Source organism: Pseudomonas benzenivorans (assembly GCF_024397895.1).
In the GTDB taxonomy this organism is placed as follows: domain Bacteria; phylum Pseudomonadota; class Gammaproteobacteria; order Pseudomonadales; family Pseudomonadaceae; genus Aquipseudomonas; species Aquipseudomonas benzenivorans_A.
The window spans coordinates 104,399-124,648 of the sequence record NZ_CP073346.1 but is presented as its reverse complement, the minus strand read 5'-3'; the positions used below and the strand labels follow the sequence as shown (position 1 = coordinate 124,648).

General features: G+C 65.7%; 11 protein-coding genes. 3 read left to right on the top strand and 8 right to left on the bottom strand.

What is annotated here, in order from left to right; all coding sequences use genetic code 11:
• Window positions 1-3: 3 nt before the first annotated feature.
• Window positions 4-3,177, top strand: coding sequence for an efflux RND transporter permease subunit (locus KDW96_RS00505; RefSeq protein WP_255838440.1), 3,174 nt, complete (start codon window positions 4-6; stop codon window positions 3,175-3,177).
• Window positions 3,174-4,562, top strand: a complete 1,389-nt coding sequence (locus tag KDW96_RS00500; protein ID WP_255838439.1) for an efflux transporter outer membrane subunit — start codon at window positions 3,174-3,176, stop codon at window positions 4,560-4,562. Before KDW96_RS00505 ends, KDW96_RS00500 begins: the two co-directional genes overlap by 4 nt.
• 115 nt (window positions 4,563-4,677) lie before the next feature.
• On the opposite strand, the gene KDW96_RS00495 is transcribed toward KDW96_RS00500, so the two are convergent.
• Entirely contained in the window at window positions 4,678-5,412 is a 735-nt protein-coding gene (locus tag KDW96_RS00495) for an SDR family oxidoreductase (protein ID WP_255838438.1), read from the bottom strand.
• Window positions 5,413-5,649: 237 nt separating this feature from the next.
• A complete protein-coding gene (locus KDW96_RS00490; protein ID WP_255838437.1) occupies window positions 5,650-7,728 on the bottom strand; it encodes a putative bifunctional diguanylate cyclase/phosphodiesterase in 2,079 nt (692 codons plus the stop codon).
• 325 nt (window positions 7,729-8,053) lie between these two features.
• Between KDW96_RS00490 and KDW96_RS00485 the strand changes: the two genes are divergently transcribed.
• The gene (locus KDW96_RS00485; RefSeq protein WP_255840599.1) at window positions 8,054-8,812 is read left to right on the top strand and encodes a Mut7-C RNAse domain-containing protein; all 759 of its coding nucleotides are present in this window, start codon (window positions 8,054-8,056) and stop codon (window positions 8,810-8,812) included.
• A gap of 20 nt (window positions 8,813-8,832) precedes the next feature.
• On the opposite strand, the gene KDW96_RS00480 is transcribed toward KDW96_RS00485, so the two are convergent.
• From KDW96_RS00480 to KDW96_RS00455, 6 genes are all read right to left on the bottom strand, one after another.
• Window positions 8,833-9,810, bottom strand: coding sequence for a cysteine synthase A (locus KDW96_RS00480; RefSeq protein ID WP_255838436.1), 978 nt, complete (start codon window positions 9,808-9,810; stop codon window positions 8,833-8,835).
• A gap of 106 nt (window positions 9,811-9,916) precedes the next feature.
• Window positions 9,917-13,492, bottom strand: a complete 3,576-nt coding sequence (locus KDW96_RS00475; RefSeq protein WP_255838435.1) for an EAL domain-containing protein — start codon at window positions 13,490-13,492, stop codon at window positions 9,917-9,919.
• 2 nt (window positions 13,493-13,494) lie between these two features.
• A complete protein-coding gene (locus KDW96_RS00470; RefSeq protein WP_255838434.1) occupies window positions 13,495-14,547 on the bottom strand; it encodes a chemotaxis protein CheB in 1,053 nt (350 codons plus the stop codon).
• A gap of 12 nt (window positions 14,548-14,559) precedes the next feature.
• The gene (locus tag KDW96_RS00465) at window positions 14,560-16,758 is read right to left on the bottom strand and encodes a hybrid sensor histidine kinase/response regulator (protein ID WP_255838433.1); all 2,199 of its coding nucleotides are present in this window, start codon (window positions 16,756-16,758) and stop codon (window positions 14,560-14,562) included.
• Window positions 16,759-16,765: 7 nt separating this feature from the next.
• A complete protein-coding gene (locus KDW96_RS00460) occupies window positions 16,766-18,532 on the bottom strand; it encodes a methyl-accepting chemotaxis protein (protein ID WP_255838432.1) in 1,767 nt (588 codons plus the stop codon).
• A gap of 69 nt (window positions 18,533-18,601) precedes the next feature.
• A complete protein-coding gene (locus tag KDW96_RS00455; RefSeq protein WP_255838431.1) occupies window positions 18,602-20,248 on the bottom strand; it encodes a methyl-accepting chemotaxis protein in 1,647 nt (548 codons plus the stop codon).
• Window positions 20,249-20,250: the final 2 nt, after the last annotated feature.

The following is a 20,250-nucleotide window of genomic DNA, read 5'->3' as shown; positions in this document are numbered from 1 at the left end:
ACCATGAATTTCTCCCAGTTCTTCATTCAGCGGCCGATCTTCGCCGCGGTGCTGTCGCTGCTGATCCTGATCGGTGGCGCCATCTCGCTGTTCCAGCTGCCCATCAGTGAGTACCCGGAGGTGGTGCCGCCGACCGTGGTGGTGCGGGCCAACTTTCCCGGCGCCAACCCCAAGGTGATCGGCGAAACCGTGGCGTCGCCACTGGAGCAGGCGATCACCGGCGTCGAGGGCATGCTCTACATGTCCTCCCAGGCCACGGCCGACGGCAAGCTGACCCTGACCATCACCTTCGCCCTGGGCACCGAACTGGACAGCGCCCAGGTGCAGGTGCAGAACCGCGTCACCCGCACCATGCCGACCCTGCCCACCGAGGTGCAGCGCCTCGGCGTGACCGTAGACAAGGCCTCGCCGGACCTGACCATGGTGGTGCACCTGACCTCGCCGGACGACCGCTACGACATGCTCTACCTGTCCAATTACGCCGCGCTCAACGTCAAGGACGAGCTGGCGCGCCTGGACGGTGTCGGCGACGTGCAGTTGTTCGGCCTGGGCAACTATTCGCTGCGGGTGTGGCTCGACCCGCACAAGGTGGCCTCGCGCGGTCTCACCGCCAGCGATGTGGTCGCCGCCATCCGCCAGCAGAACCGCCAGGTCGCCGCCGGCGCCCTCGGCGCGCCGCCATCGGCCGGCGACAACAGCTTCCAGCTGTCGATCAATACCCAGGGTCGTCTGGTCAGCGAGGAAGAGTTCGAAAACATCATCGTCCGCGCCGGCGACAACGGCGAGATCACCCGCCTGAAGGACATCGCGCGGATCGAGCTGGGCTCCAGTCAGTACGCCCTGCGCTCGCTGCTCAACAACAAACCGGCGGTGGCCATCCCGGTGTTCCAGCGTCCCGGCTCCAACGCCATCGCCATCTCCGACGCGGTGCGCGATCGCATGGCCGAGCTGAAACAGAGCTTCCCCCAGGGCGTGGACTTCGAGATCGTCTACGACCCGACCATTTTCGTCCGCGGCTCGATCGAGGCGGTGGTGCATACCCTGCTTGAGGCCATCGTGCTGGTGGTACTGGTGGTGATCCTGTTCCTGCAGACCTGGCGCGCCTCGATCATTCCCCTGGCCGCGGTGCCCGTGTCGCTGATCGGCACCTTCGCGGTGATGCACCTGCTGGGCTTCTCCCTCAATGCCCTGTCGCTGTTCGGCCTGGTGCTGGCCATCGGCATCGTGGTGGACGACGCCATCGTCGTGGTGGAGAACGTCGAGCGCAACATCGGCCTGGGCAAGTCGCCGGTCGAGGCCACCCGCCAGGCGATGAAGGAGGTCACCGGGCCGATCGTCGCCACCGCCCTGGTGCTCTGCGCGGTGTTCGTGCCCACGGCCTTTATCTCGGGGCTCACCGGCCAGTTCTACCAGCAGTTCGCCCTGACCATCGCCATATCCACGGTAATCAGCGCATTCAACTCGCTGACCCTGTCGCCGGCCCTGGCCGCCGCCCTGCTGCGCCGCCACGACGCACCCAAGGACGCTTTCTCGCGGCTGCTCGACAGGCTGTTCGGGCGCTGGCTGTTCGCCCCCTTCAACCGTCTGTTCGCCGGCGCCAGCCGCGGCTATGGCCGCACCGTCAAGCGGGTGCTGCGCGGCAGTTCGATCGCCCTGCTGGTGTACGGCGGGCTGATGGGCCTGACCTACCTGGGCTTCGCCAACACTCCGACCGGCTTCGTGCCGCCCCAGGACAAGCAGTACCTGGTGGCCTTCGCCCAGTTGCCGGACGCCGCGACCCTGGACCGTACCGAGGCGGTGATCAAGCGCATGTCGGAAATCGCCGGCAAGCACCTGGGGGTGGAGAACACCGTGGCCTTTCCCGGCCTGTCGATCAACGGATTCACCAACAGCCCCAACAGCGGCATCGTGTTCACCCCGCTCAAACCCTTCGATCAGCGCCAGGATCCGTCCATGAGCGCCGGCGCCATCGCCGGCCAGCTCAACGGCCAGTTCGCCGAGATCCAGGACGCCTTCATCGCCATCTTCCCGCCCCCGCCGGTGCAGGGGCTCGGCACCATCGGCGGCTTCCGCGTGCAGGTGCAGGACCGCGGCAACCTCGGCTACGAGGAACTGTACAAGCAGGTGCAAAACGTCATCGCCAAGAGCCGCGAGGTGCCGGAGCTGACCGGGCTGTTCACCAGCTACACGGTCAACGTGCCCCAGGTCGATGCCGACATCGACCGGGAGAAAGCCATGAGTCATGGCGTGGCCGTCGAGGACATCTTCGACACCATGCAGGTGTACCTCGGCTCGCTGTATGCCAACGACTTCAACCGCTTCGGCCGCACCTACCAGGTCAACGTCCAGGCCGAGCAGCGGTTCCGCCTGGAACCGGAGCAGATCGGCCAGCTCAAGGTGCGCAACAAGCGCGGCGAGATGGTGCCGCTGTCGACCTTCGTCAAGGTCAGTGACAGCGCCGGGCCCGATCGGGTGATGCATTACAACGGTTTTCTCACCGCCGAAATCAACGGCGGCGCGGCGCCCGGCTACAGCTCCGGCCAGGCCGAAGCGGCGATGGCCAGGTTGCTTGAGCAGGAGCTGCCCAATGGCATGAGCTTCGAGTGGACCGAGCTGACCTATCAGCAGATTCTCGCCGGCAACACCGCGTTGTTCGTCTTCCCGCTCTGCGTGCTGCTGGCCTTCCTGGTGCTGGCCGCCCAGTACGAGAGCTGGAGCCTGCCGCTGGCGGTGATCCTGATCGTGCCGATGACCCTGCTGTCGGCCATCACCGGGGTGATTCTCACCGGTGGCGACAACAACATCTTCACCCAGATCGGCCTGATCGTGCTGGTGGGCCTGGCGTGCAAGAACGCCATTCTGATCGTCGAATTCGCCAAGGAGAAACAGGAAGAAGGCTTGGATCGCGTGGCAGCGGTGCTGGAGGCCTGCCGCCTGCGGCTGCGACCGATCCTGATGACCAGCTTCGCCTTCATCATGGGCGTGGTGCCCCTGGTGCTGTCCTCCGGGGCCGGCGCCGAGATGCGCCACGCCATGGGGGTGGCGGTGTTCAGCGGGATGCTCGGCGTGACCTTCTTCGGCCTGCTGCTGACCCCGGTGTTCTATGTGCTGATCCGTGGCTTTGTCGAGGCGCGCGAGGCGAAAAAAGCCCAGCGGCTACAGGAGGTGCAGGCATGAAGGCCCTGACCCCTGCCCTGCTCGCCCTGGCGCTCAGCGCCTGCGCCGTGGGTCCGGACTACCGGGCGCCGCACACCTCGCCAGCCCAGTTGTCCAGCCTGGAGGCCGTCGAGCACGACCGCAGCCGCTTCGAGCGACGCTGGTGGCAGCAGTTCGAGGACCCGACCCTGAACCAGCTTATCCGCCAGTCGCTGCAGGAAAACCGCGAGCTGCGGGTGGCATTCAGTCGTCTGCGCGCGGCCCGCGCCATCCGCGACGATGTCGCCAACGACCGCCTGCCGACCGTCACTGGCCGCGCCAGCAGCGCGCTGGGCAAGGCGCAGCAGCCCGGGGTGAGCGAACAGCGAGTCAGCGTCGAGCGTTATGACCTGGGCCTGGACATGGCCTGGGAGCTGGACCTGTTCGGCCGCCTGCAGCGTCAGCTGGAGGCCAGCGACGCCCAGATCGAGGTCGTCGAAGCCGACTATTTCCAGCTGCAGGTCAGCCTGATCGCCGAACTGGTGGAGGCCTACGGCCGGCTCCGCGGTGCCCAGCTGCGCGAGGGCATCGCCCGGGAGAACCTGAGCAATCAGCGCGAGTCACGGGCCATCGTCGAGCAGCTGCGTGACGCCGGTGTCGGCAGCGAGCTGGATGTGCTGCGCAGTGAGGCCCGCTTGGCGGCCGTCGAGGCCAGCGTGCCGCAACTTCAGGCCGAACAGCTGCGCGCGCGCAATCGCATTGCCACCCTGCTTGGCCAGCGTCCGGAACAGCTGGCCGTGGACCTGTCGGCCAGGCCACTGCCGGCCATCGCCAAGGCCCTGCCGATTGGTGATCCGGGCGAGCTGCTGCGGCGCCGGCCGGATGTGCGCGGGGCGGAACGTCAGCTGGCGGCCGCCACCGCGAGCGTCGGCGTGGCCACGGCGGATTTGTTCCCGCGTGTCAGCCTGAGCGGTTTTCTCGGCTTCACCGCCGGTCGTGGCTCGCAACTGGGCGCCTCGGCGGCGCGCGCCTGGGGGCTGGCGCCGAGCCTCGGCTGGGCGGCCTTCGACCTGGGCAGCGTGCGCGCCCGTCTGCGCGGCGCCGAAGCCGAGGCCGACGGCGCCTTGGCGAACTACGAACAGCAGGTACTGCTGGCCCTGGAGGAAACGGAGAACGCCTTCAGCGACTACGCCAAGACCCAGCAACAGTTGATCGCCCTGCTGCGCCAATCCGAGGCCAGCCGCGCGGCGGCCGAACAGGCCGCGATCCGCTACCGCGAAGGCACGGTGGACTTCCTCGTGCTGCTGGATGCCGAGCGCGAACGTCTGGCCGCCGAAGATGCCCAGGCCCAGGCCGAGGTCGAGCTCTACCGTGGCATCGTGGCCATCTACAAGGCTCTGGGAGGCGGTTGGCAGCCCCGGCCCTGAACCGCACGCTCTCCTAGGTTGGTGGTGCTCGCCAACCCTTTTGCGCCCCAGGTCGTCGCTCCTGACCCTGGGGCTTTTTTTGTCCGCGCAAAAGTTCGGCCCGGCGTGGCAACGGCTAGATCAGACCGCCATTGGCCTGCAGGACCTGGCCGTTGACCCAGTCGCCCTCCTCGCCGACCAGAAAGGCCACCACATTGGCGATGTCCTCGGGCGTGCCGAGACGCTCCAAGGGAGCCTGCTTGGCCAGCCGTTCGACCATCTCGGCGCTCTTGCCGTTGAGGAACAGGTCGGTGGCGGTCGGCCCCGGGGCAATGGCGTTGACGCAGATGCAGCGTCCGCGCAGTTCCTTGGAGAAGACCTGGGTGAGGCTTTCCACCGCGGCCTTGGAGGCGGCGAACAGCGAATAGCCCGGTAGCGCCAGGGCCACCGCGCTGGAGGAGAAGTTGACGATGCGTCCGCCCTGGCGCAGGCGCGTTGCCGCCAGGCGCAGGGTATTGAAGGTGCCTTTGGTGTTGATCGCGAACAGCCGCTGGTACAGCGCGTCATCGCTGTCGGCGAGGCTGACCATGCCGGGCTGGATGATCCCGGCGTTGTTGATCAGGATGTCGACCGCGCCGAAGTGCACCTCGGCCTGGTCGAACAGTGCTTCGACCGCGACCGGGTCGCTGACGTCTGCCAGCACCGCATAGGCTTCCCCACCGGCGCCAACGATGTCGCGGACCACCTGCTCGGCATCGGCGGGGCGCGAGGTGTAGTTCACCACCACACGAATGCCCTCGGCGGCCAGCCGCTTGGCGATGGCGGCGCCAATGCCCCGCGAGGCGCCTGTGACTATGGCTACTTTTGACATGAGCGCTCCTGAGCGTGCGGCACAATGGCCTTCGCCTGTCCTGCGGCAAAAGCCGTGCACGTCATTAGCTCTGGTATAGCTGTGTTTGCGTCACTCTGTCCGACCGGTCATCCCGAACCGAACGGACGCTCGGCCTAGAGTCGCCTTTCGCGGGTAGAAGGATGCGCCGCCCTGGGACCCCGGGCGCACGGACAAGCCAAACCCCGTGCAGCCTGCCAATCGCCGGTAGCGGCCGGATTAGGCCGTTATCGGTACGCTGTCGGCCAGCGCCTGGATGAACTGCTCGGCGGGCAGTGGGTGACCCAGCAGAAAGCCCTGCAGCGCGTTGCAGCCGAGTTCTGTGAGAAAGCTCTTCTGCTGCAGGGTTTCCACCCCTTCGGCGACGATGCGCAGGTTCAGCGCCTGGCCCAGGGCGACGATGGCGGAGATGATCGCCGCATCGTCGCTGTCGTGCACCAGATCGCTGACGAAGCCCCGGTCGATCTTCAGCTCGTTGGCCGGCAAGCGCTTGAGGTAAAGCAGGCTGGAGTAGCCCGTACCGAAATCGTCGATGGACAGGTCGACGCCCATTTCGGCCAGGCGATTGAGCACCTGCAGGGTCGCATCGGCATCGCTCATTGCCGTGGTCTCGGTGATTTCCAGGGTCAGGCAGTTGGCCGGCAGGGCATGCCGCTGCAGGGCATCGGCGACGCTGTCGATCAGCCCGACGTGACAGAACTGCAGTGCCGACAGGTTCACCGCCACGCGCCAGTCCTGGCGGCCCTGCTCGTACCATTGGCGCATCTGCCGACAGGCCTGGTCGAGTACCCACTCACCGATGAGGATGATCATCCCGGTCTTTTCCGCCAGTTCGATGAATTCGGCCGGCGACACGATGCCGCGCTCCGGGTGCTGCCAGCGCAGCAAGGCTTCGGCGCCCGTCGGCCGGCCATCCAGAGCGTCGAACTTGGGTTGGTAGTAGAGGCGGAATTCGTTTCGCTCCAGCGCCATGCGCAGGTCGTGCAACAGCTGCAACTGGTTGCGCGCGTTGGCGTTCATCGACGCCTCGAAGAAGCTGTAGCCGTTCTTCCCCGCGCCCTTGGCGTGGTACATGGCGGCGTCGGCGTTCAGCAGCAGGGTCTGCTGGTCTTCGCCGTCGCCGGGATAGAGGGCGATGCCGACGCTGGTGGAGACCCGCAGTTCATGTTCGCCCACCAGAAACGGCTGGCCGATCAGCTGGACGATCTGGCCGGCGAGGTTCACCGCATCGTCGGGCTCGCGCAGTTCCGCCAACAGCACGAACTCATCGCCGCCGACCCGGGCCAGGGTGTCCTGCGCGCGCAAGCGCTGGCGCAGGCGGTCGGCCACGGCGCACAACAGCAGGTCGCCGAGATGATGGCCATAGGCGTCGTTGACCGGCTTGAAGCCATCCAGATCCATGAACATCAACGCGAAATGGCCGTTTCTGCGCGCCATCTTGTGAATACTCTGGCCGACCCTATCTTCCAGCAGCAGACGGTTGGGCAGTTTGGTCAGGGAATCATGCAGCGCCAGCTCGGTCAGTTCCCGGTTGGCCTCCGCCAGGGACGCGCTCAACTGGGCGATCCGCGACTCCATGCGCGCATCCAGCACCGAGGTGAGCAAGGCGATGGCCAGCACCGCGAAAGTCACGATGACGACCAGACTGGCCAGCCAGGCAGTGTCCAGGCCAGCGTCTGCCGCCAGACAAATACTGTCGAGCGGAAAGCCGGCTGCGGCCATGCCGGTGTAGTGCATGCCGACAATCGCGCCCCCCATGATCAGCGCCGCGCCGGCACGGGCCAGGCGCACCGAAGGCCCGGGCAAGCGCAGGCGGAAGGCGATCCACAGCGAAGCCGCAGAGGCGGCCACGGCGATCAACAGGGACAACCCGAACAGCAGTGGATCGTATTCGATACCGGGCTGCATGCGCAGGGCCTGCATGCCCAGGTAATGCATGGCGCTGATGCCAGCGCCCATGGCGAGGGAGCCGAGCAGCCAATGCCAGCGTGGCATTTGCGCCTGGCTTACCAGCCACAGGGCAAAGCCGGAGGCGAGCACTGCCATGGCCAGCGATAACAGGGTAATGGACAGGTCATAACCCAGGGGGATCGGCAGGCTCATGGCGAGCATGCCGATGAAATGCATCGACCAGATGCCGATGCCCATGGCCAGAGCCCCTCCACAGGTCCACAGGGACTGCGCTGGCCCCTTGGCCGTGGCGATACGCCCAGCCAGGTTCAGGGCGGTATAGGCGGCCAGCACTGCCACCGCCAGGGAGATCAATACCAGGGAAAAGTCGTAGCTCGCAATCAACATCGCACTTCTCTAGTCGCCGACGGGCGACTGCTCAGGAACCGGCGGTTGTGTTCTGGAGTGGAACCGGCGTCCTGGCACGGCAGGCGTCCCCCAGCGGGGCACCCCCATTCGATGCAGGTCGCTTGCAGCTACGGTCCCGCGACACGCGCGATCGATGTTAACCAATAAAATTGTGATCTGTTACCCAAAAATTAGCACCGACAATCACTTGCTGACAAAAGCTCCAGTGATTACGCACGTAATGACGGCCTTTCCTGCGCGTGGCGATCATCCCGCGTCGCTTGCTGCGTCGAGAGTGCTGGAGCCCCCGGCTATGCTTACAGGCATGGTTCGCGCGACCTTTCGCTTCTACGAGGAGCTCAACGATTTCCTGGCCCCTGCGCGTCGGCGCAGGGCATTCGACTGCGAATGTGCGCGGGCGGCGACGGTCAAGCATATGATCGAGGCGCTCGGTGTGCCTCACACCGAAGTCGAGCTGGTGCTGCTCAACGGCGAGTCGGTCGGTTTCGAGCGCATGCTGCTGGACGGCGACCGAGTGGCGGTCTATCCGAAGTTCGAGCGTCTGGACATCAGTCCGCTGCTCAAGGTGCGTGACCGGCCGCTGCGGGTGCTGCGCTTCGTCGCGGACGCCCACCTCGGCGGGCTGGCTCGCCTGCTGCGCATGCTCGGCTTCGACACGCTGTACGACAACCATTTCGAGGACGCCGCCATCGCCGAGCTGGCGGCGCACGAAGGGCGCATCGTGCTGACCCGTGACCGTGAGCTGCTCAAGCGCAGCCTGATCACCCACGGCTGTTACGTTCATGCACTCAAGCCCGCCCAGCAACTGCGCGAGCTCTTCGAGCGACTCGACATGGGCCGCAGCATCAAGCCCTTCAGCCTGTGCCTGCACTGCAACCTGCCGCTGCAGCCGCTCGACCTCGAAGAGGCGCGCGAGCGCCTGCCGAGTCGCATCGGTTACAGCTATTCGCGCTTCCTGCACTGCACCGGCTGTCACCGTCTGTATTGGGAGGGCAGTCATTGGCGCAACATGTGCGACCTGCTGGCTCCGCTCCTCGACACGGATTGCAATAGCGCCCCTTGAATGGAGCGGTCGTTGCCAGGTCAGACCGGTGGCGTCAGGCCCTTCTCCCGTAGCCAGTTCGGATTGAACAGGCGCCGGGCGTACAGGCCACCGCGGTCGCACAGCAGGGTTACCACGGTGTGGCCGGGGCCTAGGTCGGCTGCCAGGCGGACCGCGGCACTGACGTTGATGCCGCTGGAGCTGCCTACGAACAAGCCCTCCTCGCGCAGCAGACGGTAGACCATGTCGATGCAATGCTGGTCGTCGATCCGCAGGGCCGAGTCGATCAGGGTGTCCTGGAGGTTGGCCGTCACCCGGCTGGTGCCGATGCCCTCGGTAATCGAACTGCCTTCTGCGAGCAGCTCGCCATCGAGCACCCAATGGTAGAGCGCGCTGCCCATGGGGTCGGCGAGGACGATGCGTACCGCCGCGTTGTGCTCCTTCAGGTAGCGCGACACTCCGGCCAGTGTGCCGCCGGTGCCGGTGGCGCAGACGAAGGCATCGATGCGGCCCTCGGTGTCGCGCCAGATCTCCGGGCCGGTGGTCCGGTAGTGAATCTCCCGGTTGGCGGTGTTATCGAACTGGTTGGCCCAGATCGCCCCGGGCAGTTCCGCGGCCACGCGTCCGGCAATCTTCTGGTAGTTGTGCGGGTCACTGTAGGGCTTGGGCGGTACCGCACGCACCTCGGCCCCCAGGTGGCGCAGCAGCTCGAGCTTCTCCGGCGACTGGTTGTCGGGGATGACGATGATGCAGCGATAGCCCCGCACCGCGCAGATATGGGCCAGGCCGATGCCGGTATTGCCGGCGGTGCCTTCCACCACCGTGCCACGGGGTCGGAGCCGGCCGCTGCGCTCGGCGTCCTCGATGATCCCCAGGGCGGCGCGGTCCTTGACCGAACCGCCCGGGTTGAGGAACTCGGCCTTGGCCAGTATCTCGCAACCGGTTTCTTCGCTGAGTCGGGCGAGACGAATCAGCGGCGTATTGCCGATCGCACCGATAAAACCTTCGCGCAGGTTCATGGCGCACCTCCAGCCAGCTGTCTCCCTATCAGTCTAGTGGCTGTGGCGCGGGTTGCAGACGCACCTGGACGGCCCGTTCGCAGGCCTCAACGGGGTGATGCTGGGATCAGCGCTTCTGCGCCATCAGTTGTTCACGCATGCGCTGATTTTCCTGCACCAGCTGCCGCTGGGCGAAGGCGTCGCGCAGCTGGCTGCGCAGGTCGTCGGCGTCCCAGGGTTTGGTGATGAAGCGGTAGATCACCCCCTCGTTGACGGACTTGAGGATGTTGCGCACTTCGGTGGAGCCACTGAGCACCATGCGGATAATCTCCGGGTAGATCATCCGGATCCGCCGCAGAAACTCCACGCCGTTCATGTCCGCCAGGCGCAGGTCGGTCAGCACCACGTCCACCGGGTTGGTCGCCAGCAGGTTCAGGGCCTCGACGCTGTTGCTGGCGACCAGCACGCGGTAATTCTCCAGGCGCAGCTCGCGTTGCAGGGCGTTGAGCACCCCCTCCTCATCATCGATCAGCAGCAGATGGCATACCGGCTCGCCGTCCATCAGGGGCGGCAGTTTCAGCTCGCCATCTTCACCGAGGAACTGCATGCAGGCCTTGGGTGGCAAAGGCGGCGAGTAGTAGTAGCCCTGCAGTTCGTCACAGCCGGCGGCCCGCAGGAAGCCGAGCTGCTCGGCATTCTCCACGCCCTCGGCGATCACCTTGATGCCCAGGTTGTGGCCGATGGAGATCATCGAGCGGGCCAGCGAGGCACTGTCGGGATCCAGATGAACATCGGTGACGAAGCTGCGATCGATCTTCAGTTCGCTGAAGGGAAAGCGCTTGAGGTAGCCCAGGGAAGAATAGCCGGTACCGAAATCGTCGATCGAGAAACGAATGCCCACCGCGATCAGGGCGCGCATCCGGCTTAGCACTTCGTCGGCGTTGGTCATCAGCATGGATTCGGTCACCTCCAGCTTGACCAGGGACGGTGCCACTTCGTGCTGCTTGAGGATCTGCTGGATACGCTCGACGAACTCGGGCGCCATGAAGCTGATGGCCGAGAAGTTAACCGCGATGCTGCCGTTCAGCAGCAGGTACTTCCAGTCCTGCAGCTGACGGCACACGGCATCGAAGACATAGAAATCGATGCCGACGATCAGGCCGGTCTCCTCCGCCAGGGGGATGAACTCGTCGGGCATCACCGTCTTGCCCGCCTGGCTCCAGCGTACCAGCGCCTCGAACCCGCACAGGCGGCCGTTGTGCAGGTCCAGTTGCGGTTGGTAGACCACCTGGAACTCGCTGTGCTGCAGGGCATGGCGCATTTCCCGCTCGAGCAGCAGGCGCCGCTGCATCTGTTCGTTCATCTGCGGGGTGAAGGCACAGATGCGGTTACGCCCCTGGTGCTTGGCCTGGTACATGGCGGTATCGGCGTTGCGCAGCAGGGTGCTGATATCGCTGCCGTCCTCGGGGTAGCAGCAGAAGCCGATGCTGCAGCTGACCACCACCTCCTGACCGTCGAGCAGCAGCGGCTCGGCGACGCTCTTTTTGAAACGTTCCAGGCCACCGAGGCGCTTGGTCATCTGACCACCGTCGGCCAGCAGGATGACGAATTCGTCGCCGCCCAGCCGCGCCACGGTGTCGATCTCCCGGGCGCAGGCCTTCAGCCGCTCGGCCACCTGCACCAGCAGCTGGTCGCCGGCGTTGTGGCCGAGACTGTCGTTGACCACCTTGAAGTTGTCGAGGTCCATGAACGCCAGGGTGAACAGGCCCTGATTGCGGCTGGCGAAGGCGATGGCCTGGAGAATGCGGTCATTGAGCAGGTTGCGGTTGGGCAACCCGGTCAGACTGTCGTGGTTGGCCTGGTGCTCCAGTTCTTCCTGGTAGCCCTTGGCCTCGGTGATGTCGTGCAGGATGCCGACGAAGTGGCTGACCTTGCCGCGATCGTTGACCACCGGGGCGAGGCGCAACTCGTTCCAGAAGGCCGAACCGTCCTTGCGGTAGTTGCGCAGTACCGCTCTGCCCTCCTCCTCTGCGCGCAGCGCCCGGCGAATGCTGTCCAGCTCCGGCTGGTCCTGGTCCTGGCCCTGCAGGAAACGACAGTTGCGTCCGATCACCTCCTCGCTGCGGTAGCCGGTGATGCGCTCGAAGGCCGGATTGACGTAGGCGATCGGCTGGTCCTCGCGCTGGTTGTCGGTGATGACGATGGCGTTGACGCTCGCCTCCATGGCCCGGGTGCGGATGCGAATCTCCAGGTCACGCTGGCGCTGTTCGCTGACGTCCTGGATTACCGCGATGGCGCCCTGCACAACGCCGTGCTCATCCAGGTAGGGCACGGCCGAGTTGAGGGTGGTCTTGTGGGTCTCGTCGAAGGCCTGGATATCGATGACCTCGTTACGCATCACCCGACCGTCGCGCACGGCCCGGGCCAACGGCCAGTCCTCCGCCCCCAGGGGTTCGCCGTGTTCGGCCCAGGCGCCCTGATAGCGGGCGTAGTCGCTCAGCTGGACTGGCTGGGGGCCGGCCCAGATCAAGCCGTTCTCCGGGTTGCTGAGAATCAACCGGCCCTTGCTGTCGGCGACCGATACGCCGACCGGCAGGTTGTCGAGAATCTTGCGCAGCAACGCCTCGCTCTGCGCCAGCGCCTGGGTGCGCTGCGCCACCAGTTGCTCGAGACTCTCGAACAGCCGCACCCGCCCGAGCGCCATGGCCAGCTGGCGGCCGATCGAGGCCAGGGCGACCAGTGCGTCCTCCGGCCAGGTCTGGCCCTTGTTGCGTACGACATTGAGCATGCCGATGGTCTCGCCCCCAAGCAGCAGCGGGATGCTGGCATGGCTCTGCCCGGCCATCCGCGTCAAAGCCGGACAGCCCGAGATATTGCTCGGCACGCTCAACTGGTCGTGCAGCCAGGCGTGTCGGCAGGGGCAGTCCACGGAGCAGGCGGTCAGGCGCTCCAGGCTGTAGTCGCCGTCACGGCCCCGCGCAGCGGCCACCCGCAGGCTACCGGCCCGCTCCTCGCCATCGGCGAGCAACAGCCAGGCACCAATCGCATTGGGAAATTCGAGAATGCGTCCCAGGGCAGTCTGGATCACGTGACGCTCGCTATTGGCGTCGGTCAGACCGCTGGTGAACTCGAACAGGCAATTGAGCAGCGAGTTGGTGCGGGTCAGTTCGTCGTGTTTGGCCAGCAGCTCGTGGTTGAGCCGCACGCCTTGCTCGTAGGTGGAGATCAGCAGGTCGAGAATCTGCTGACGACTGGCGGTGATGAAGTGGCGCTCGCCTTCGAGCACCACCTCCACGCCCATCTGCACCCGCTCGTTGCTGCGCAACTCGAGGTTGACCAGGAAGTAGCGGATGCGTGACATCAGGTACTTCTCGTCGTAGGGCTTGACGATGAAGTTGTCGGCGCCGCAGGCCAGGCCATGCACCACGTCCCGGGCATCGGCGAGGCTGGTGACCAGAATCACCGGGATGCTCGCCGTGCGCGGGTCGCCCTTGAGTTGACGACACAGCTCATAGCCGTCCATCTCGGGCATGACAATATCGCTGATGACGATGGTTGGCAGGCGCTCGGCCAGGCAGGTCAGGGCTTCCACGCCGTTGCGGGCGACGCGTGTCTGGCAACCGGACGCCTCGAGCAGGAACTGCAGTTCCGTGGCCTGGGTCGGGCTGTCCTCAACGATGAGAATTTCGGCATCCGTGAACATGGTCACTCTCCTCCTGGCGAGGTGCTGCGGGCAACGCCGCGCAGGGCAATCGTATTGAGCAGCGCCGCAATCGCCTCCGGCTGGAGCACCTGGCGTGCGGCGTGCAGCTTGATTGCGGCCAGAGGCATGGCATCGATCACCGCGCTGGTGGGCTCCTGAACGACGGTCAGCGCGCCCAGGCGGTGCAGCTCAAGCAACCCTTCTGCGCCGTCACGGCCCATGCCGGACAACTGAATGCCGATGGCCTGGTTGCCAAGGCTCCGACCGACGCTGCGGAACATATGGTCAGCCGAAGGGCAATAGGGCTCGCCGCTCCTGGCCTGCAACTGGGCCCGCAGGTCGGCGCTGACGCCCAATTGGCTGCCGTCCGGCGACAGGTAAAGCACCCCGGGCTGCAGGCGCAGACCGTGCTCGGCGATCACCACCGACACCGTGGAAACGCTGGTCAGCCAGTCACGAAAGCTGCCCACAAAGCCCGCGGCGATGTGTTGGGCCAGCAACAACGGCCAGGGCAGTTTGCCGGTCAAGCGTGATAGCAGTTCCTTTAACGCTACCGGGCCTCCAGCCGAGGCGGCGATCGCCACCAAGCGCGGAAGTCCGGGGTAAATGGGGCTGGCCGCGGGCGGCGCGACGGGTCTCTTCACTGAGCGCGGGCGGCGCACTATCTTGACTTGGGACATACTGCGCAGGGTGCTGATCAGCTCCTCGACGCGCGTCTCGAAGTTGGCGGCACCCGGACCCTGGGGTTTTTCCAGCACGCTCAAGGCTCCCGCCGCCAGCGCCTGCATGGCCGTGGCAGCCGCGTAGGCATTGGCGCTGGCCGTTACCACCACCACCGGCAACGCATATTTTTCGAGAATCCGCGCGGTGGTTTCATAGCCATCCATACCCGGCATGTGGACATCCATGGTGACGATGTCAGGCTGGTAGCTCTGCAGTACCCGCAACGCCTGTTCCCCGCTGTCCGCCTCGCGCACCTCGAAGCCCGCATGCTCCAGCACCGAACGCAGCAGCACGCGCAACACGGGTGAATCGTCGACTATCAGTACGCGCATGACGGCTCTCGGTCAGATCAAACGACGAATGGCATCCAGCAGGCTGTCCTGCTCGAAGCCGCTTTTCACCAGATAGGCGCTGGCGCCGACCTCCAGCCCGCGGGCGCGGTCCTCGGCCGAGTGCAGCGCCGTCACCAGGACCACCGGCAAGCCGGCCAGGTCGCGGTCCGCGCGTATCCGTTCGGTCAGGGTAAAACCGTCCATGCGCGGCATTTCCACATCCGACACCAGCAGGTCGAAGGCGCCCTGTTTCAGGGCGTTCCAGGCCTCCAGGCCATCGTTGGCCGTGGTGACCTGGTATCCCGCGCCCTCGAGAATGGCCTTGAGCAGACCGCGCGAGGTAAAGGAGTCCTCGGCGATCAGCAGGCGCTGAGCAACGGAGGTAAGCGCTTCGCCATCGCTGCGCTGCAGGCTGCCGGCGCCGACGTCCAGGGCGCTGCGATAGAGATCGCCAGGATGCAGGATGGGCACCAGTTGACCGTCGCCGAGCAGGGTCGCGCCCAGCAGGTTGCGCACCCGCAACAGCTGTCGGCCGAGACTCTTGACGGTAATTTCCTGGTCGCCCAGCAGCTCGTCGACCAACAGTACGAAGCGCTCACCACGCACCTTGAGCAACAGCAGGGTCAACTCGGCGTCGCGGCTGGTCGGCGCGCTCAGGCCGAGTACATCGGTCAGGGTCCAGACCGGTAGGACCAGGCCATCGAGGACCAGCGATGGGCGGCTCTCGAGGTTCTTGACCGCACCGTTGGGCAGACGCATGCAGCGTTCCACAGCCAGCGCGGGCACCGCGAAGGTGCGCTCGGCATTGCGTACGATCACCGCCCGGAAGGTCGAGAGGCTCAGCGGCAGGTGCAGGTGAAAGCAGGTGCCTAGACCGGGGCTCGACTCCAGCTCGATGCGCCCACCCAGGCGCTCGACCACCTCCTGCACGATGGCCATGCCCAGACCGCGGCCGGACAGGTCGGTGATCAGCGCACTGGTGGACAAGCCGGAGCGGAAGATCAGCCGCTGGCTTTCCGCCTCGTCCAGCGTCTCGGCCTGCTCCTGGTTGAGCAGCCCTGCGGCAACCGCCTTGGCCCTGAGCGAGGCCGCCGAGATTCCATCGCCGTCGTCCTGCACGCGCAGCTCGAAACGATCGGCCGACTCTTGCAACAGTTCGACCTGAATCACGCCGACTGCTGGCTTGCCGCTGGCCTCGCGGCGCTGCGGCGATTCAAGGCCGTGATCCACGGCATTGCGTAACAGGTGGGTGAGGACCGTGCGCAACTCGTCGAGAATGCGCTTGTCGATCTGCAGATCCGTTCCCTTCAGCCGCAGTTCTACGCGTTTGTCTGACTGGCTGGCCAGGTCCTGGACCATAGCCGGCAACCCTTCCATCAGTGAGCTGCCGGCCAACAGCAAGACGGCCTGCAGCTCACTGACGTGGGCATCGGACAGCTGGGTCAGGCCTTGCCCCAGGTGTTGGCCGGCCTTTGCCAGCTGGATCGACTCGAAGTGCAGGCGATCCAGTTGCGCCTGGCTCCAGTTCAGGTAGTCGAGCAGCCCCTTGAGGGCGTCGCGGCTGGCCAACGGCAGCTCTTCGAGCTGGGCGTGCAGGCGCTTCAGACTGCCGGCGCCGAGCAGGCGCTTGCCGCGTTGCGGCTCGAAGGCGGTCACATGTTCCCGCAGACGCCGCGACAGCGCCTGGGCCTCGAGCTTGTGCTGCAGCAGGGTCTCGCTGTGGAACAACAGGTTGTCCAGCCGGCGGGTCGCGACGCGGACAGTTTCCGGGTCCTGCGGTGGCGAAGCCCTGGCCGGCGCAGACACTGGCAACTCCACCACCTCGCCGCGAGCGGCATTTTCCAGGCGCTCACAGAGCAGCTCGGACACCCCGGTCTCGAGGTCCTTCCCCTGATGCAGCTGCTGCACCATGTGCAGGGCATGGCGACACAGCTCGACACGCTCTGCGGTCAGCTCCAGCAGTCCTCCCCGTGCCGCACCCAACAGGCTTTCCCAGGCATGGCAGAGCCGCTCGATGGACTTCAGGCCCACCGCACGGGCCGCCCCCTTGAGGCTGTGTACCTCGCGGAACAGCGACTCGACCGAATCGCCGCCGGCCCCCGTCTGGCGCCAGTTGGCCAGGGTGTCGGCGAGCACGCCCAGGCGCTCGCCGGCCTCGATCCTGAAGCTCTCCAGCAAGCGCTCCTGCAGCGCCTTGCGATCCAGGCTCATGGGCGGCTCACAGCTTGAACTGGGCCGCCAGGCCCTGAAGGGTGCGGCCCAGCTCATGCAGGTTGCGGGTGGCCTGGTCCATCTGCCGCGTGCCGCTGACGTTGCTCTGGCTGGCCTCGCGAATACTGGCCATGGCGTTGGCCACCTGATCCATGCCGACCATCTGCTGCTGACTGGTGGCGGCGATCTGCACGGCCATTTTGTTGGATTCGGTAATGCTGCTGTCCAGCGCGCGGATAGCCTCGCCGCTGCTCTGCGCCCGCTCGTAGCCCGATTCCACGGTCTTGCTGCCCTGCTCGGCCAGCAGCACGGCCTTGGTCATGGCCTTCTGGATTTCACCGAGGATGCCGCGCACCTGGGCGGTGGCCTGCTTGGACTGGTCGGCCAGGGCCTTGACCTCCTGGGCCACCACCGAGAAGCCCTTGCCGCTCTCGCCGGCGCGCATCGCCTCGATCGAGGCGTTGACACCAAGCAGGTTGGACTGTTCGGCCAGGTCACTGACCGACGCAACGATCTCGCCGATGGTCTGGCTCTGCTCGCCAAGGCGCATGATGCTTTCCGCTACTGCCTGCATCTGCTCACGGATCAGGCCCATGCCCTTGAGCGCCTCTTCCACCGACTGCCGGCCGCCCTGGGCGACTTCCCGGGTACGCGCGGTGCTGTCGGCCACCGATTGCGCCTTGCTGCTGGCCACTACCGCGGTCTGCTTGACCTCGTCCACGGTGGTGACGATCTCACTGATGGCGGTGGCGGTTTCCTGGGTATTGGTGGCGACCTGACTGGTGGCCGCCAGCACTTCCTCGCTGGAGGACGCGAGAACCGCGATGCCCTCGTTGAGCTCGCCGACCAGGTTGCGCAGGTTCGCCAGCATGGTGGCGAAAGCAGTGCCCAGCACATCCTGGTCGGAGACCGGCTGACTGTCCTGGCTCAGATGGCCCTGGGCCAGGTATTCGGCCTTGGCGGCCAGGGCCAGCAGGTATTGACTCATCTGACTGAAGGCCTGGGCCAGGCGTCCGACCTCGTCGCGGCGGGTTTCGCTGCGCAATTCCCGGGGGATCTCGCCGCGGCTGATCCGTTCGGCCATCAGGGTCAGGTGCGCCAGTGGCTGGGCGATATGCCGGCTGAGTTGCCAGGCCATGGCGATGCCGAACAACAGCATCAACAGGCCCATCAGCAACTGCTCCAGACGCTGGCGCTCGACCTCTGCCTTGGCCTGAAGCAGGGTTTGCAGCACCTTCTGCTCGGTCAGCTCGGCCAGCTGCTGTCCCAGTTCGTTGATCTTCTCCATGCGCTGCAACTGAACCCCCAATGCCAGCGCTTCGGCCGCCTGGACCTGGCCGTTGCGGATCATCGGCAACAATTGCTGGTCGCGGGTCTGCACGAACGCGTTGCGCACGTCAATCAACTGATCGAGTAGGCGGCCCGTGTCGCTTTCATCGCCCAATCCGCCGAGCAGCTCGTTGAACAGGCGGTCATTGGCCTTCGACAGCGCCTCGATTTCGCCCTCGCTCCGTGTCAGGCGTGTGCCACCGTCACCGTGGGCGTCAGCCATCGCCTGAAGGAGTTCGGCGCGCTGGGTGATGATGTTGACGCGCAGCTCCTTTACCTTGGCGACCCGCTCGAAACTGCGCTGGAACAGGGCGGCCTGGTTCTCCTGAAGGCTGGCGAAACGCTGCAGCGAGCTGAGCAGCAGGGCCGCAAAGCCGAGGATGAGCGCGGCGAAAACCAGCACCAGTTTGCTGCCGATACTCAGGTTGGCAATGCTTCTGAACATGCGTGTTTCTCCTTGTCCCGGGGGACTGATCCAGCGGCCATGGCCGGGTAAAGATCATCCTGGTTCAGCTCATAGCTTGAAGCGGCTCGCCAGCGTTTTGAGCTTCATGCCCAGTTGGTGCAGGTTGCGCGCGGCCAAATCAACCTGCTGGGTGCCGCCGACGTTGTCCTGGCTGGCCTGGCGTATGCTCGCCATGGCCGAAGCGATCTGGTCCATGCCGATCATCTGCTGCTGGCTGGTGGCGGCGATCTGCAGCGCCACCTCGCTCGAGGCCTCGATGTTGTTGCTCAGGGTGCGGATCGCCTCGCCGCTCGATTGTGCCCGTTCGAAGCCGCTTTCCACCGTCTTGCTGCCCTGCTCGGCCAGCAGCACGGCCTTGGTCATGGCCTTCTGGATTTCGCCGAGAATGCCGCGCACCTGGGCGGTGGCCTGCTTGGACTGGTCGGCCAGTGCCTTCACCTCCTGGGCCACCACCGAGAAGCCCTTGCCCGCCTCGCCGGCTTTCATCGCCTCGATCGAGGCATTGACCCCGAGCAGATTGGACTGCTCCGCCAGGTCGCCGACCGAGGCGACTATCTCGCCGATGGTCTGGCTCTGCTCGCCCAGGCGCATGATGCTTTCCGCCACCGCCTGCATCTGTTCGCGAATCTGGCCCATGCCCTTGAGCGCCTCCTCCACGGCCTCGCGTCCGCTCAGTGCCACCTGGCGGGTACGTTCGGTGCTCTCGGCGACCGTTTGCGACTTGCTGCCTGCCAGCACCGCGGTCTGCTTGACCTCTTCGACCGTGGTGACGATCTCGCTGATGGCGGTGGCGGTTTCCTGGGTGCTGGTGGCCACCTGGCTGGTGGCCGCAAGGATCTCTTCACTGGAAGAGGCCAATACGGAGATGCCCTCGTTCATCTCCTTGACCAGCTCGCGCAGGTATTGGCTCATGTCGACGAACGCCTGGGACAGGCGACCCACCTCATCCTGGCGGGTACTGCTGGTGATGCCCTGGGGAATCTCGCCGCGGCCGATGCGTTCTGCCCAGCCGGTCAGGCGCGCCAGCGGTTGGGCGATGTGGCGGCTGAGTAGCCACGCCAGGAAGGCGCTGACGCCGATCAGTAACAGGGACAGACGGAACATCTGCTCGCGCTGGGCCTCCAGCGCCTCACGGGACCCCTGCAGGGCGGTCGCAACGCGCTGATCGGTGCTGTCGGACAGCTGCACGCCGAGCTCATGAATCCTGTTCATCCGGTCAAGCTGCACCCCTTTGCTCAGCTGCCGCACCTGATCGAGCGCCCCGGTGCGGACCAGCCTCAGTTGCTCGGTGCGGGTCTGCGCCAGGGCCTCGCGCACTGCCAGCAGCTCATCGAGCAGGTCGGCGAACTCTGGATCGCCGCCGGCGGTCTGCTGCAGGCGCTTGACCAGCCTGTCGTTCTCGAGGTTGCGACGGCGGATCTCATCCTCGATGCCATCCAGCTCGCTCGTAACGTCCCCGTTGAGAATCTGCAGCAGGTCGCTGCGCTGCGCCGAGAGGTTCACGCGCAGCTCCTTGACGTCCGAAAGCCGCGCATAGTGCTGCTGAAAGTGCTCCTCCTCATTGGCCTGCAGGTCAGCGAATCGTTCCAGACTGCTGAAGAGCAGGATGCCGAAACCGGCGATCAGGGCGGCGAACGCCGCGATCAGTTTGCTGCCGATTCCCAGGTTGAGAATCCTGCCCATCGTCTTCTCCATTG